Source organism: Euzebyella saccharophila, from assembly GCF_014855495.1.
Classification (GTDB): Bacteria; Bacteroidota; Bacteroidia; order Flavobacteriales; family Flavobacteriaceae; genus Euzebyella; species Euzebyella saccharophila.
Map to the genome: position 1 here is coordinate 862,488 of NZ_JACYFJ010000002.1, position 17,582 is coordinate 880,069.

The window sequence follows — 17,582 nt, forward strand, 5'->3', positions numbered from 1 at the left end:
GTAGTAACCGTATTTTAAAAAAATTAAAGCTCCTTAAGGCGGATATTCCTATACTCCACTTTCATTGGCGGCCCAACATGTACTTGTACTCCCAAGTGCCCCGAGCTTTTTCTGTTTACCTCATCTTCATCGGTTACGTCACTCATCAATACGCCATTTACATAATGCTGTAAGCGATTTCCCTTTATGACCAAATGCACTTCGTTCCAGTCCTCAAATTTTATTTTGGTCTTTAAGGAATCAGATTCACCTAAAGAATCTACCACTTCCCTACTCTGCCAACAGTTTCTTTGCACATTGGCTCTCAGGGAGCCTTCCTCATTCGGATTATCTTGTGTATTGATTATAACTTTCTCCCCCCTATAGGCCAATGTGGCCCGCTTTTTCTCCTCATAATTTTGACCTGTATATCTTATCTTACCATCAATATCTGCCTGATATCCCCTAAGTGCATGTGGGATGGTATCAATTTTATCACTTCTGTAGTTGATCCCGCTATTGCCCGCTTCCGCAATTTTAAATTCCAACTTCAATTCAAAATCACTGGGTTGCCCACCTTGCCAAACAATAAAAGTGTTGTTATCCAATAACGTTTCTGGGGTAACTTCACCAACTAGGTTTCCGTTCTTTACACTCCAATAATTGGAATCCCCTTCCCAACCATCCAATGTTTCTCCATCAAAAATGGAAACAAATCCATCTTGATCAGCGGATGTATCCTTTGTCCCCTTGGTTACTTTTTCCTCCTTTTTGGACTCCTTACAGGCCTGGAACATCACTACGGACATTAAAAGGATCCCAATTACTTGTTTTATATTGTATGCTTTCATTTTAGTTAATTCGGTTATTTACTAGTTATAATATGTTTAGGCAATTTTCAACTATTTAGCTCAAAAGCTATTTCTTGACCTTTAAATGTCATAAAACCTGTACGCTAACCGCACAGGTTTTTAGACTTTAAACACCTTACTATCAATTCTTTAATGCACAATGAAAATTTAGATAAATTCCTCATTAAATCTGACATTTCTAAGCCATCTGCATCACTTATTCCGCAACGGCCTCATCTGCACCGGCAAAAATTGGGTTATCCTTATCTCCACCGGCCACTAAATAGGCCAAAAGGTCCTTCACCTCATCCGGCCCCAATCTATTAATTGTTCCTGGAGGCATCAATGAAATGGTTGACATCTTAGTGTTCACTACATCTCCCTTAGGTATGCTTCTAATAACATCAGGAGCGTAAGGATTCTGACTGATTTTATATTCGGAACCGTTCTCACTAATCAACCTACCCACAACAGAATTTCCATCCTTAAGGGTAAATACCGTGGAATTGTACTGGTCTGAAATTACGTCATTGGGATCAATTATCGCCTTCATCATATCTGCAGGAGAGAAACGGGTACCTAAATTGGTCAAATCCGGACCAATACTCTGTCCTTCTCCCTTCATACTATGACAAGTGATGCAATTGGTTGCCAAAAACATATTTCTTCCTTGTTCAAAATCCCGATTTTCAAGTCCGCCCGCCAAAAGAGGCTCTATATCCTCCACTGACCAATTTTTCCTCGGACCCTTTGGTTGTACGGCTTTGGAAACTAAATCATTACCAGAACTACTCAAAAGAGAATCGCCGCTCATTTCATTGTAAAGTTCAAACTGACTTTTAGAAACATTGGCCAAGGCCCCTTGCCTTGCTTTATCTATGAATCCAATGTAGCTTCTTCCCGCTTTGAAAGAAAATGCCTTGTAGAACCACTTAAAGTACTTCTCCCTTAATTCCGGTGTCCACCCATTGGTAGCCCCACTTAATACTGTGCCATAATAGGTGTTTTGTGCCGGAGGCATATTCTTAAGGGTTTCGGCGATATCCATACCATATTGTGGATTACGCAAAATCAAATCTGCTGCATCTGTGGCCGAATTGGCCATCACATCCGCATTTTCACCTTGGGGATTTTCCAAAAGCGCCAATGTTTTTGAAACCACGGACGGTTCCTCCACATACACTAAGGTCTTACTTAATAACTGGTTAAGAACATCTGTTTCCGTTGGGTAATGTGAAGCCAAATAATCACGCACCAACTTTTGCGAACTGGCATTTGGTTTACCCATTCTGGATAGGGTCAATTCAATGGCGCGCACCAAATCTACCTGTTCCGATGTACTAAGATTTGCATAGTCTATTCCGGTCAAAGTTTCAAGCAACCTACGTTGCTGTCCATTATCACCCTGTCTTGCCAAAGCAATGGCTCCTTGAATCTTTTTAACGGCACCTTTTTCATCATACACCTTTTGCTGCCAAGTATTTACAGGTTGATGTTCCAAGGCAACCCTTGCCGCATACTGTAAAAAGCGGTCGTCACTATCCAAATGCGGCCAAGCGGCCTCAACCGCACCTTCTTTAGGCCCTAAATGGTAGGTTTCCAATTCTTTTCTGATTTTGTTTTCCTCCGTTTGCTCCAATGCTACGGCAGTTTCCGTATCTGCATCCCCATCATAATACACCCTATACAGGTCTGAATCCAATCTTCTACCCCCAGTCATAAAGTACATAGCACCGTCAGGACCAATGACACCATCTGTAAGAGGCAAAGGCAATCCGCTCAAAAATTCTTCCCGAACACCTTTGTAAGAAGAACCTTGGGTCTGTAATTCAATACCGTAAATGATTCCAAAACTCCAATCAAATGCGAAAACGCTACGTTTGTACTTGCTTGGAAACTTGGCATTGCTACCGTACATTACATTGGTAGGTGAGCCTTGTCCTATGTTCATTAACGGTGGCAGATTATCAGGATAGGCAGGTGCCCATTTCCCATTACCTGTTCTCCAACCAAATTCCGCTCCACTGGTAACATGGCAAATACGCGTGGGTCGGTACCAGGGCATGCCCAAATCCCACTCCATATCAGAATCGTACACGAACATATCGCCTAGCTCATTAAAGGCCAAGTCATAAGGATTTCTAAAACCAGCAGCGACCAATTCCCAATTCTTACCATCCGGGTCAATCTTGGCTACCCAACCTCCTGGTGCACCTCTATCGTTTGCGTGACCACGTGGATCTTTAATTTGAGGGAAAAGATTATCATTTGCCCAATTATTTGGTAACCTGTAGGTATCAATTTCTTCGGGCAGGTCTGTATGGTTACCGGCAATAACATACAGTGATTTACCATCCGGAGAGGGCACAATACTGTGTGGTCCATGCTCCCCGGCCCCTTCCAGTTTTTGAAGAAGGGTCACTTTATCGTATTGATCGTCATTATCCGTATCCTGAAGCCTATAGAGACCACTACTCTTCTCAAAATCTTCATTGCCCCAGTGATTAATCATCACGTACAAACTATTAAAAGCATACAGAAGACCTTGGGCGTATCCCATTTGCACCACAGAATCTGCCACTTGCTCCCCTGTCTGAATCTTAAGCTTTTCAATCTTTGGAGTCAGGTTTTCCGAACCAATTTCAGGTATTTCCATCCGATATAAAAAACCATATTGGTCAGATGTTATTAATCTTCCCTTATCGTCAAAGGCCATGGAAACCCATGAACCCGTTCCGGCTTCCCCGGGACTGTATAAAAGCTCTGCCTTAAAACCAGGTTGCAGTTTTAGTTTGGCAATTTTTGGGTCCTGATTTTCGGTAGAATCTGCCTCATTTGAAGTTTCCGTGCCACAGGAAACCACTAGTAGCAGTGTAGCTAAGAGCAGAAAAGAATTCTTGATCATTTGGTATTTTTTAAAAAATTATTTCCAGTTTGGATTTTTACGTCTCTGAAGGTACTAAAAATTAGGGTTCAGTTCAGATTCAGAAGCAGGAAGGGCATAAAGCTCCGTAATATTTGAAAATGCATTGCCTCGAGGTTCTGCCCCAACCGGATAATAATAATCGTTGGGAGTCGCAAAGACACGATTGCCAAATGCCGTTATGACATCAATGGCGCGTCCTGTTCTCACCAAATCGAACCAACGCTTGTTCTCAAAAGCCAATTCTACGCGTCTTTCGTTAAAAATCGCTTCTCCTAAATCTCCTGTATGAGCTCCTAAACCGGCACGTGTACGAACTTGGTTTAGATACGTAATAGCTTCACCATCCTTGCCTTGCTCGTGAAGGGCTTCGGCCAAAAACAATAGGACCTCTGCATATCTGTAAACCGGAAAGTTTACACCATGATTAAAATGCAGTGCATGTTGTTCTACATATTTTTTGATTATGGGGTAAACGCCATCATTCCAAAAACTTTCCCTTAGCTCTATGTACATGATAGATGCATCTTCCCTTAAATCACCATCTTCATATGCCGCAATGATATCAGGTGTTGGAATATTGTTTCCTTCCCCATTAATAGGTTGGGCATCTGAGGTTCCGAATAAAGCACCCACTTCGTCCGCCTCTATTGGACGTGGAAGAAATTGATACATAAAAGAACTCTGTAGCCCATCAGAACCTTCTCGGTACTGAACTTCAAAAACAGATTCCGAATTGTTCTTATTAACGCTATTGCCCGAAAAAGCGTCCTCGTAATTGGGCATTAGCATATATTCATTACTACTTACAACTTCTTTTAATAGCGTTTCTGCTTGGGCCCATTCTTGGCGAACTATATGAACATTGGCCAATAAGGTACGTGCGGCTCCTGAGGTGACACGACCGGGCTGCTGAGCTGATTTTGGTGGCAATAACGGAATGGACGCTTGGGCATCCTCAATAATCTGCGCATAAATGGCATCAGAAGTTGATAGAGGCAATGCTGCGCCTTCACGGTCCACCACCGGCTCAAGATGCATTGGCACGGAACCAAATAATTGTACCAGGTCAAAGTAGGAAAACGCTCTTAAAAAGAGTGCCTGCCCCTTGATATTTGCTTTCACCCCAGCATCAAAATCGGCTTCATCAATAGTTACCAAAATTTGGTTGGCGCGGGCAATAATCGAATAGAGGTCTCTATACACGTTTTGTACATGAACATTGGCAGTAATACCGTTGTCACTAGGAATAGCATGATCCGCAATATCTTCCTGTTGTTCTGTAGCACCAAAAGCAGTGTTACGCGCATAGTACGTATTATCAGAACTCATTTCTGTTAGATAGTTCTTAGACAGATTGTACATATTCCGCAATGGCTCATAGGTAGCGTTGATAGCCTGCGTAAAATCTTCCTCCGTTTGAAAAAAGGTAGGTACACTTAACGAATCTTCCGGAAAGACCGTAAGCTCATCTTCACACCCCATCAAAATGAAGCCAAGAAGACCGAACATTATTAGTATATTTTTCATTTTATCAGTTTTTATATTTCTTGAGATTGAATCAATTTTTTGAAGCATCTATCAAAAATTTAGGTTGAGACCTATGTTAAAGATGCGAGGTACGGGATACCCTGAGATATCAACACCAGGTTCTAGGTTTCCTCCATCTCCCTGACCATTGTTCTGTACGCTAATTTCAGGATTGGGTCCCCCCCAATATTTGGTGAATATGTGCACATTTTGAATAGAGCCATAAATACGGGCCGATTTAAAATATTTATCCAAACTTGGTATGGTATAACCTAAGGTAATGTTTCTGATATTGAAATAAGATGCATCTGCCACAAAACGGTCGTTGATCCAATCTCGTTCAATACCAGTAACATTGCCACCTCCTACAGTGGTACCATAAAACCCTCTTCCAGGATTTTCTACCGATCTAAAACGGTATTTTACATCATCCAAAAGGTTGAACACACCATCAAGGTTCGTTGTACTGTACAAATGCCTTACCAATAGCTCGTTGCCTTGTGAACCTGTTCCGACTACTGAAAAATCCCAATTGCCATAAGTAACCCTATTCGTAATACCGTAGGTAAAGTCCGGGAACGGATTACCAGTAATAGCGCGATCGTCATCTATACCTCCTCTAGTGATGACCCCATCACCATTCACATCTATAAGTTTTATACTTCCTACCGTAGATCTACCCGGTACTTGGGGCGAATTATCCAAATCTTGTTGGTTTAAATAAACCCCATCAGATAGGTGTCCATAAAATTGGGCAAAGGGTTGCCCCACTTGGGTAATATGCCAACCACTGGGACCAAATACCTGATCGATACCATCGGCCAATGCTACCACCTCGTTCCTGTTAAACGATATGTTCGCACTTGTTGTCCACCTGAACTTTCCGGTCGTATTCACGGTGTTCAGTGAAAATTCATGCCCCCAAAACTTAATTTCCCCAATGTTGTCACTAAAGTTTGAAAAGCCGGATTCTCTAGGCACCTGAATATTAAACAATAAGTTTGTAGTGTTCTTGGTGTAATAATCGTAAATAAAAGAAACTCGGTCATTAAAAAGACTTAAATCGAGTCCAATATCAAATTGTTTGGTAGTCTCCCATCCCAAATTAGGATTGGACAATGAGTTTACCGCGGCACCTTGGGCAAAAGTATCGCCAAAGACGCCATTCACCGTTCTACCAAATTGCTCGTTACCTACCAAGGCATATTGCGTATAATTACCAATATTATTGTTACCGGTAACACCATAGCTTCCTCGGATTTTCATTAAGGATATGGTCTCGGAATTTTCCAGGAATGACTCATCGGATACTACCCATCCGGCAGAAACCGATGGAAAGGTACCCCAGCGATTCTCTGACCCAAATCGAGAAGAACCATCGCTTCGTATAGATGCGGTAAATAAATATTTACCCATATAGTTATAGGTCAACCTTGAAAAGGCAGAAACGAGGGTATTTTCCTCAATTTGATCAAAAGTGCCATTTCTATTGATATCTGCTGCACCTTGAACAACAGGAAGCCTATCATCGGCAAAATTGGATGCTTCAAGCCTGTTTCTATCCAAACGGAACTTTTGGAAAGCAAAACCACCAAGCAAGGAGAAATTGTGTTCACCATAAGATTTGTTGTAGGTGGCAATATTTTCGTTCAACCAAGAGAAGGTATCTCTATTGTCCCACACCCCTTGATTATTGGTAGGTACCGGACGGTTGATAGCAGAAGTTGCATTGGTAGGGCTAAAATACTCGTAGCGCTCCCGGTAGAACTCCGCATTTAAGCTTGATCTAATACTTAATCCCTCAATTGGTCGCCATTCCATATAAGCATTGGACAATAAATTCAAATTTCTTGTCTCATCCTTAATACGCTCGGCTGAATTTAACCAGTTTGCGTACGCAAAGATATTTCCGGTTTCCGCTGGAAACCTATTGAATTCTGTTCTGGTACCATCTTCATTATAAATAGGCATAATGGGCCAAGTATGTAAGGCATTGAATAAAATACCTGTACCCCTGGTACCATCAGTACGGGGTGTTCTATCTATGACCCAGCTAGGGGCTACGTTCAAACCTATCTCAACCTTATCCGATAGATTATAGTTTAAATTCGCTCGCAAAGTGTATTGCCTCCAGTCACTGCCCAAAACAACTCCGGTACGATCGGTAAAACCGGCTATCATGGAACTGCGAAATTTTTCATTACTCGAGGAAACCGCAAGGCTATAAATGGATTGAGGTGCCGTACGAAGCATGGCATCGTACCAATCGTTGGTTTGCCCCTCATATTGAGACGGGTTTTGAAAGATTTCGGGAACGGGATCCCCTTGATCTTCGTAGTACTCCTTTTTAAATTGAGCGAACTCCACGGCATCCATCATATCTATTCTACCTCGTTCGGGTACGTTTTGAATACCAGTGGAAACATTAAAACTTACATTGGTCTGCCCGGGAACACCTTGCTTAGTGGTCACCAATACAACTCCATTTGCGGCCCTTGAACCATACAAAGAAGTGGATGCAGCATCTTTTAAAACTGAAATACTTTCAATTTCTGCAGGGTTTAGGGTATTGATATTCCCTGCTATAGGAAAACCATCCACAACATATAGAGGGTCACTACCCCCTGAAATTGATAATTGACCCCTAATTCGAACATTAATACCTTCGCCAGGCTTACCCGTAGTTTGGTTGATTTGAACCCCTGCCAATTGACCTTGGAGTTTCTGGGTTACCTGAGTAACGGGTATATCGGCCAATTCTGCAACTTTTACGGTTTGTACAGACCCGGTAACCTCTCTTTTAATTTGTGTACCATACCCTACCAAGACTACTTCTTCCAAAGCTGTAGCGTCTTCAGTCATGGTAGCATTGATTACCGAAGCTCCATTGATCGGTATTTCCTGGGTGGTAAAACCGATATAGGAAAAGACCAGGATTGCATTACTGTTCTCTACATTAAGACTGTAGTTACCGTCAAAATCTGTTACGGTACCATTGGTAGTACCTTTTTCAATTACGTTAACTCCAGGAAGACCGTAGCCATCATCAGCAGAAGTTACATTTCCCGAAACGGAAGAACTTTGGGAATAGGAGTTAACAGATAGAAACAAGGCTAAAACCAAGTACAAGGTTTTTAACCCAAATCGATTGTGTTTCATAATAATAAATAGTTAGTTAGTGAAAAGTTGAGTAATCAAATACGTTCAGCTTGTAAATGATTATGACCAAATTTATCTTTCTCAAACGTTTTCGCTATCCTGTACTATCCTGCTAAAATCATAATTTAGCTTATGTAATTTTCATAACAACCCGGTTTTTATATAATTTAATTATTGAAAACATACCTAAATAGGAAATTAAGTGTCAATTAATCAATTATAAACATAAAAGCTCACTCCAAGACTTCTAATCAGCAGTCTCCCAATGATTTTAGAAAAAAAACTTATATAGGAGCTGCATTAAAAATGTCAATATTCCATTAGTTTAAGCTATAATAATTGTATTTTACAGTATATGAGAATTTGCTGTTTGTTTAGCTTAAAACACTTAATTTTCCCATTTTACAAGGATTGATTTTTAGATATTTTTCTAATTCAAAAACGTAATTTAAATTGTGTTTTAACTATAAATCTGAACCTTTTTTTAATAACCTGTTTTATAAATTCTCTTTAAAAGGTAATATTAGAGCTGCTGATTTCATTAAAAAACACTTCAAAAAATGATTTTTCAGTTAAATTTTATTTTTATTGATTATTGAGGCTGATACTTATAAAAATTTATTTTAATTTAGATTTATGTAAGAATAATACTATAAAAATCCTACCCTATGAATCCCTTAATACTTTTAATCGATGACGATCTTGTATCTCAGTTTGATATGAGAATCAAGCTGCAGCGTCACGGACAGCCGTGCGAAATATTGTCCTATGATTGCCCTATTGAAGCATTAAGCTGGTTTGAAGATTGGAAATCATCCAATGGGGCACTTCAATTACCGGATATTCTATTGTTGGACTGGCAAATGCCCAAAATGGACGGTTTTGAATTTTTAGGGGAAGCTTTGGACAGAGGAATTCCCTTAAAAGACATGGATATTTATATGGCCTCATCCTATAGCAATTGCCTTGAAAGAGCTGAAGAAGAAGTAAAGTCAGTTGTAAAAAGGCGATTTATCAAGCCTTTGAGCAGAGCAAATGTGGATATCATTTTTACCAATCAGGCTTTAAAAGAAAAAGTATAGACAGAAAACTACACTCACTAATTTTCTTATTTAATCAATTTACTGGGAGGATAGCCAAATTGTTTTTTAAAGCATCGGCTAAAATATAGGGGGTCGTTGAAACCAATAAGGGTAGTTACTTCCGAAACATTGTATTTTTTGGTTTTTAACAATGCAGCCGATTTCTTTAAACGTACCGTTCTAATAAATTCTTTTGGAGCCAAATCTGTAAGCTCCTTTATCTTTTGGTAGAGTTTGGAAGAACTCATACCCAATTCTTGACACAAAAAACTGGTAGACAAATCCGCATTATCCAAATTTTTATCAATTAATTCGGTAATTCTACGCATTAAATTTTCATCTACTGGGGAATGGGTCAACAAACTAACTTCACTTTCTGTTTCTTCAGCAAACTTTGCTTTAAGGTCCAATCGTGATTTAATGATATTTTCTATCATCATTTTCAACAAGGAAGGGTCAAAAGGTTTAACCAAATAGCCATCTGCACCGGTACCATAGCCTTTTTTCTTGTCCTTATTGTCACTTAATGCTGTCAACAATACTACTGGAATATGGCTTATGAACTGATCGTTCTTAAGGGTTTCACAGAACTCAAATCCATCCATTACGGGCATCATCACGTCAGATACGCAAACAATGGGTTTTATCTGTCTACACAGCTTAAGGCCTTCTTCTCCATTTTCGGCTTCATACACTTTGTAAAACCCAGATAAATAGTCAACCAAGTACTTTCGTAATTCCAAGTTATCATCAATTACCAATACTTTTTGTTTTAGATTGGTATTCTGTATGGTTTTTCTGGGGATTTCATTCGCTTGCGGATGATCGACCACTTCGTTGGGAACGGTAATTTGAAATATCTCCTCGGGATGATAAAAATGTTTCTGAATAGGTATTTCCACCGTAAATACGCTCCCCTTTTTGGGTGCGCTCTTAACCGTTATTGTACCCTTATGCAAACTTATCAGGGATTTAACCAAAGATAAACCTATACCGGAACCTGTATTATTTTGCTTGTTGGGCGAATCTTGATAAAACCTATGGAAAATTTTTTCCTGACTTTTGACCGGTATCCCTATTCCATCATCACTTACTTCTGCGGTAAGCAATCCTGTTTCTTGATTGTATCTTAAATAGAGGTCCACATTACCAAAATCCGGAGTAAATTTAAATGCGTTGGACAATAAGTTGTAGAGAATCTTATCATACTTGTCCGTATCTATATATCCAAGAATGCTTTCGTTTTCTGTAATAAACTGAAAGGTGATGTTCTTGTTATTGGCCAACTCTTTGTAAGAATCAAAAATATTCTTGGAGTATGCCAAAATATCCGTTTGGGTTGTTTTTAATTTGAGCTCACCACTTTGTGCCTTTCTAAAATCCAATACCTGATTGACCAAGGAAAACAATCTATTTGCGTTTTGGTGAATAAGTTTGTACCTACTTTTTTGATAATCTGTAATCATCCCTCCATTTTCTTCCATTAACTGTTTGATGGGACCTAAAATTAAGGTTAAAGGCGTTCTCAGTTCATGTGAGATATTTGTAAAAAACCGCAGCTTTTCATTGTTTAGTTTTACGTCATGTTCCCTGTTCACCTTTTCTGCCATAAGCTCTCTACGCAATTTCAGTCGTTTATCAAGCTCTCGCCTAATGAGATAAAAGGAAAGCCCAAGAATTACAAAGAACAGAACAAAAGCTTCCCAAGTAAGCCAAAAAGGTTTTAAAATTTTAATATCATATTCCACCGTGTCGCTCCAGGGACCATCCCCATTTCTGGACCTTAATTTAAATGTATAATCTGTGGGGTATAAATTGGTATACTGTACATTTCTTGCATAACCATCCGTAGTAATCCATTCTTTATCAAAACCCTCCAATTGATATTGAAACTTATTTAATTTCTCGTTTGCGAAGGACGGAATGGCAAACTGTAACGCGAAGTTTCTATTGGCGTATGAAAGTTCTACCTCTTTACTATAATTAATATCCTTTTTTAGAGGAACTTGCCCATTGATTTCCATGCCTGGTCGAACTTCCCTATTGGCAATTCTAAATTCAGAAATCACCGGTATAGCTTCTTCTTTATGGGCCTCAAGTTTATCTGTTTCAAAGTGTATGACCCCATTTTTTGCGGCCAGATAAATTTCTGTTCCATTGGGGGAATAAAAGCCTCTGGAACTAAAAACATCTAACCTATTCCCACTATTCACATGGTAGGTGTTCAAACTTCCAGAAGCACTGTTCAATTTGGCTACACTATTATTGTTCAAGTTTAACCATAGATTTCCTGAAGCATCGGATAACATATCCGTCACCCATTTGCCCACTAGCTCCTCTGGCTCCTTCACCACTTCAAAAAGTCCCTTATCCGCATTTAATCTACTTAGTCCGTATCTGGAAGCCGCCCAAACAGAACCTTGGCTATCTAAAACAATATCACTTACATCTTTGGCATCTGCATTATTAAATATTCCCTCTCTATTTACTACATACAATTTATAGCGAAGTTCTTTGGTATTTAATTGTACAGCTCCGTCTTCCGTGGCCAACCAAACTATATCTCCTTCTCCTTTACAAATGGCATTGATTTCAAACCCATCTAACAATTTACCCTTAGCTACCACTTGTTTTTTTTCTTTGGTATTCCAATAAACTACGCCTTCCCCAAAAGACCCCAAAAGTATGGTCTCCTCATCAATTTTAGCTATGGCTATAACCGGAGCATTGTGAAAGCCCGTATCAAAAATGGTAGCGCTGTTACGCTCATGATCATACACTAGAAGTCTACCGTCCCATAATCCACAGTAAAAAAGCTTTTGATCGTAAGTATAAATAGAAGCAATGTCCGCCTGATTATTAGCTAACGATCTGTACCCGGATTCGTCGGTGACAAACAGGCCATTATGTCTAGTGGCAATTAAAATTTCACCATCATAAGTTTTGGCAAAACCCCTTATCCTTGGAGCCTTGTTTCCTATAAACTTGGAAATATCCTTATCCAAGCTAAACTGGTTCTCAAAAGAGTCAAATTTATCGAGTCCATCTTCGGTACCGATCCACAATACACCAGAAGCATCAAAGAACAAGGAAGAAACCAAATTATCCGTCAAGGAAGCATCATCCGAAAGAACAGATTGAAACAATTGAAAATTACCACTGGAAATATCCTCCAATTGATCACAAACCAGAAGTCCCCCCAAAGTGCCTACCCAATATTTATGGTCCGGTGCTTGGGCCACAGAAAGGAAGTAAGGTCCTAAATTATTTCTAAGTTCATTATCGGAAATAAAAAGGTTGACAAAGGAATTGGAATTACGGTCATATTTATAGAGTCCTTCACGCGTACCAACGAACATATCTTTTTTGGCATCTTCATAAATGAAATTGACATAAGGATTTTTCTGATTTGAATTAGGTATGGGCAGTTCAAATTTGGTAATCTGAACAATCGTGCCTTTAGAGTTCAACTGCACTTTTGCCACCCCGCCGGTCTCAAAACTACCGATCCAAATATTACCCTCACTGTCCTCAAAAATCTCCTTTATGTATTCAAAGCCTTGTATTTCAATTCTTTCAAAGGAATCCGTATCAACATTTAAAATGGATAGTCCTTGTGTTCTAGTTCCTACCCAGACTCTTTCCCATTTATCTACCCAAACCGATCGGATTTCCCTTTCCGGCAAAGCCGTATTTTTTTGAGAATCTGGCAAATACGTTCGAAAAGTATGCGTATCTGTTTCCAGTAGTGTAAGCCCGCCACGTGTACCGATCCAGAGGTGGTTGGATTTTGCATTAAACTCCAACGCGGTGATGTCATCATTTAAAATAGAAGAGGACTCCTTATCTGAACTTACATACGACTTAAACTGATAGCCATCAAAACGATTGAGTCCCGCAAAGGTGCCAAACCATAAAAAGCCATTTTCATCCTGAACTATGTGCCGAATAGAATTATGGGAAAGACCATTGTTATCATTGTAATGGGTAAACTTTACGTCTTGGGCTATCAATGGCCCCCATACACAAAAGGATACTAAAAGAGCGTAGAAAATTCTCATTACAAAAACACCGTTTATTCTACATCCATATCTATTCTTAGGATGGATATATGGGCTAAGTTACTACTTCTTCAACCATTTTTGGGCATGAGCATCCAACTGCCACTGCTCTGTATCCTTCAATACAATTTCTTCTTTACCGGTATCAGTAAGTTGAATGGAAGCCATATTCAATTCTTGAACATCATCAAAAACAAATGCCGGCCTGTAATCCTTTTCTTTTAAGCCAAATTTGATATTGGACATCTTAACGTTCTTGGCATGCCTAACATATAACCCGTACGCCGGTAATTCACCGAACATGGAAAACTCCGGATACCCTTTTCTTTCTTCGGGAACCCTGTCCAAATCGCTTAAAGGAATGTAAGCCATACTTTTGCTAGAACGACCGGGATATATAATTTCTATATTCTCCAAGGTAATATTTTCAATTGGGTGCCCTTCTATTCCTGCAATGGAAGAAGGGAAAGGGTTATGAAAGAAATTTACTTCCGGCCCCCTTAAATCATAATCGATATCTGGCCTACCAAAAGGTACTTCTACTTTCATATTGGTAATAGAAATGTTTTTAACTACTCCGGGGTTTTCTCCAGCTCTATGTCCCAATCTTACAAAAAGTGCATTGCCCGTATTTTCTGCCACCACATTGTTCACTTTGATATTTTCAATGTGGGCCCCATCTACAGATTCTATGGCTATGGCAGAACGAAACGTATCGAAAACCTTAATGTTCTCTATAGTCACATTTTTAAATCCGCCAAAGGAAGCCGAACCAAATTTAATGGCACTTGCACTGGAACGTATCGTACAATCGGCTATATAGATACTATCATTACTATACCCCGGATAATAGGATTTTAAGCAGATTCCGTCATCAGCAGAATTAACGTCACAGTTGGTAATACGAACGTTTTTACTATCCGTAATGTCCATCCCGTCATTGTTCCAATAAGAGCGGTTGGTAACCGTGAGATTATCTATAATCAAATTATTGCACAGCTCAAAGGAAAGCCCCCAACAAGCCGCTTCCCCTACTTTTAAGTCCGTTATTTCAATATTTTCACATTGTGAAAACCGAAACAATTTAGGTCTCATGGTCTCATTGGGCCTGTTTCTCCTAGTGTTATAATTAGGGTCTATGGCAACCCCGGCGTGGTGTAGGCTGTCAATATGCAAAGCCAATGGTAGCCCCTGCCCATCAATACGGCCCTTACCACTTAGTTTGATATTTTTGGCCTTGTGCGCCAAAATCAAAGCCATTTGGGAATTATCGTCCTTTTTGGGACTTTCGGGCCTACCTGGAAATTCCATTTTATGGTAGTCAACAGGATCGGTACTTCCTAACAATTGGGCATTCTCCTCAAAATAAAGGTGAACGTTGCTTTTTAATTGAATACTTCCCGATAGGTAATTCCCGGAAGGAAATACAACCTTTCCTCCATTTTTTCGCTTATGTGCGGCGTCGATTGCTTTTTGAATGGCTATTGTATTTAGGGTCTTACCATCTGGCACCGCCCCAAAATCCGTTACCAGAAACTCCTTTACCTTCCCCTTATCCAATTCGGGAAAAGGCTGGTTCATAGCAATTAATAAAGCAACAACCGGTAAAAAAAACCAGATTTTAGTTTTCATATTATTTGGTTTTTGATTCCGATTTCATATTCATAATTAACGTACCCCCATTGGTAATATCCTCGTGTTTGATGGTAAAATCAGTTAAGCTGGTTCCGTTAAAAACGGGAGCATCCGAGTACACATTTGTTGTACTATTGTTGGAAGCATCAATAACAAAGGTTCCGCCTTTATAATAGTCTGGATGCAACTTAATGGTTACCTTTTTGAAAATAGGACTGCCGATTTGATATTCGGGATTTTCCTCTGTACCCCCGTTCATCTGAAACAGGCCAATCTTGTAAAGCACGTTTAAACTGCCCATGAGACCCTGGTCCTCATCGCCGTTATAACCAGTATCCGGTGCCAGGCCACTAAATGCTTTTTCCACCACTTTTCTTGTCCAATATTGGGTTAGGTCTGGCCTACCCAATTTATTGAATACGAAGGGGGTTTGAATCGATGGTTGATTTCCTAAATTGATGGGGATTCTTCTGTACTCCGGATGCAATTCACTTTCGTGCGAGCTACCGGAGGTAAAATTTAATTCTTCCGCTTTTGTAAACTGTTCCTGTAATTTTTCAATTGCTTTTTCCTTTCCCCCCATTAATTTGGCCAAACCATCCAAATCATGGGGTACAAACCATGTTGCCTGTGCGGCATTACTTTCTACAAATCCGTTTTCATATGCATAGGGGTCAAAATCTTCTTTCCATTCCCCTTTTTCATTTCTGGGGCCCATCCAACCTTCCTCGGTATTAAAGACATTCGTATAGTTCTTAGACCGGTCCATAAAAATTTCTACCTCGGAAGACTTTCTTAATTTCTTTGCCAATTGCGCCAAAGTGTAATCTTGATAGGCATATTCCAATGTTTGGCCAGAGCCATCTAAATGTATTCCATATTTGCCCTCCGGAAGAGGATTGGGAACATACCCCCTTTCTAAATAATAATCAAGGCCACCACCTATTTCAGTTTTGTGTTCATACCCGGCCCTACCCATAATACCTCCTTTTTCGTGGTTCTTTTTAAGGGCGGAAAAAGCTTCTTGCAAGTCTCCTTTATAAATATTCTTTTGAATGGAGGTTACCACAAAGGGGGTACTGGAAGCTCCTGTCATCACATAGGTGTAATTGCCCCCGGATGGTCCTCTAGGAACCAAGCCACCATCTCTATAATATTGCATTAAGGAATGGGTAAATTCATGCATTATCTCAGGATATGCCAACCCCCATAAGGTATTAATGGTCCATTGCGCACCCCAAAAACTATCTGAGTTATAATGGTTAAATTGAGGTTCTTCTTTTTCATTTAACGGAAGCTGACCAATTCTGAAATCCTCTCCCGTATTGTCCGGATAGGCCCCATTTACATCACTGATTGTTCTTCTACCTTGTAAAGCGTGCCACAAATCGGTATAAAATCTTTGCTGCTCTTGGTCAGAACCTCCTTCTACTTGAATTCTTGACAGCATCTTGTTCCACTCCTCTTTGGATTCTTTTACCACTTGTTCAAAACTCCAATGGGGAATTTCTTTTTCCAAGTTTAGGGCCGCATTTTCTTTTGACGTATAGGAAATACCCACCTTCATTAAAACGGCATCTTCCGTTTTGTTCAAATGCACTACAGCATTTTGGGTAATTTCATCATGTTCAATGGAAGCAATTGGCGTATTTAAAAGTACTTTAAAGTACATTTTTAAAGGCTTGGGTCTTCTAAACGTAGGTTCCATGACCAGACTACCGGAGAGTGCCATATTACCGTCCATTTCCAGGACACCTTCGGAATTATCACAGGGTCCCAATGGGGTATGAAGGTTAAATAGAATGGCTCTTTTCTCTCCATCCTCCGCTCTAAAGTTGTATTTATGAAAACCAACCCTTTTAGTACTAGTGAGCTCTACTTCAATATTATTTCTATCAAGTTTTAAATAATGATACCCGGGAGTTACTTTTTCAGATTCATGGCTAAATTTTGAATAGAAATCCGTAAATGGATTTATAGAATCCCTATTGACTACGGGCATCACGGAGAGGCCGCTCATTTGCCAAGCATGCACGTGGCTAAATCCTTTTACAGAGTCAACTTTGTAGCGATAACCACTTCCCCATGCGCCATCAATCTCCGTATCCGGGCTAAGGTTGACCATCCCAAAAGGTCTACTGGCAGAACTGAAGAAAAACCATCTGGAATTCTCCGAATCCAACCAAGGATATACCCTATCCACATAGTTAATTTCCAATGGTTTTTTTACCTCCACTTTCTTCTCACAAGAGACAAAAAGTAAAAGGCTAAGGGTAGAAACAAAAAATAATAACTCTTTGATGCGAAGCATTTTTAGATAGTTAAGAAGGATGGCAAAGTGAGTACAATAGTGGTCAATATA

The 17,582-nt window shown here is 39.8% G+C and carries 8 protein-coding genes; 1 reads left to right on the forward strand and 7 read right to left on the reverse strand.

The features are described from left to right. Positions 1 to 23 precede the first annotated feature (23 nt). From IL355_RS10200 to IL355_RS10215, 4 genes are all read right to left on the reverse strand, one after another. Complete coding sequence (locus IL355_RS10200) at positions 24 to 830, reverse strand: 3-keto-disaccharide hydrolase (RefSeq protein ID WP_225621179.1); 807 nt, start codon at positions 828 to 830, stop codon at positions 24 to 26. A 217-nt stretch (positions 831 to 1,047) separates the two neighbouring features. Further along, entirely contained in the window at positions 1,048 to 3,735 is a 2,688-nt protein-coding gene (locus IL355_RS10205) for a c-type cytochrome (protein ID WP_192462041.1), read from the reverse strand. A gap of 54 nt (positions 3,736 to 3,789) precedes the next feature. After that, a complete protein-coding gene (locus IL355_RS10210; protein ID WP_192462042.1) occupies positions 3,790 to 5,283 on the reverse strand; it encodes a RagB/SusD family nutrient uptake outer membrane protein in 1,494 nt (497 codons plus the stop codon). A 51-nt stretch (positions 5,284 to 5,334) separates the two neighbouring features. Then, entirely contained in the window at positions 5,335 to 8,442 is a 3,108-nt protein-coding gene (locus tag IL355_RS10215) for a SusC/RagA family TonB-linked outer membrane protein (RefSeq protein WP_192462043.1), read from the reverse strand. Positions 8,443 to 9,110: 668 nt separating this feature from the next. On the opposite strand from IL355_RS10215, the gene IL355_RS10220 reads away from it, so the two are divergent. Next, positions 9,111 to 9,524, forward strand: coding sequence for a response regulator (locus IL355_RS10220; protein WP_192462044.1), 414 nt, complete (start codon positions 9,111 to 9,113; stop codon positions 9,522 to 9,524). A gap of 26 nt (positions 9,525 to 9,550) precedes the next feature. On the opposite strand, the gene IL355_RS10225 is transcribed toward IL355_RS10220, so the two are convergent. The 3 genes from IL355_RS10225 to IL355_RS10235 all read right to left on the reverse strand — a co-directional run bounded on the left by IL355_RS10225 (position 9,551) and on the right by IL355_RS10235 (position 17,531). Beyond that, the gene (locus IL355_RS10225; protein WP_192462045.1) at positions 9,551 to 13,585 is read right to left on the reverse strand and encodes a hybrid sensor histidine kinase/response regulator transcription factor; all 4,035 of its coding nucleotides are present in this window, start codon (positions 13,583 to 13,585) and stop codon (positions 9,551 to 9,553) included. 63 nt (positions 13,586 to 13,648) lie between these two features. After that, positions 13,649 to 15,217 carry a glycoside hydrolase family 28 protein gene (locus IL355_RS10230; RefSeq protein ID WP_225621180.1) on the reverse strand — a complete coding sequence of 523 codons (1,569 nt, stop codon included), beginning with the start codon at positions 15,215 to 15,217 and terminating at the stop codon, positions 13,649 to 13,651. Position 15,218: 1 nt separating this feature from the next. After that, on the reverse strand, positions 15,219 to 17,531 hold the full coding sequence (locus IL355_RS10235; RefSeq protein WP_192462046.1) for a GH92 family glycosyl hydrolase: 2,313 nt from the start codon (positions 17,529 to 17,531) through the stop codon (positions 15,219 to 15,221). Positions 17,532 to 17,582 lie beyond the last annotated feature (51 nt).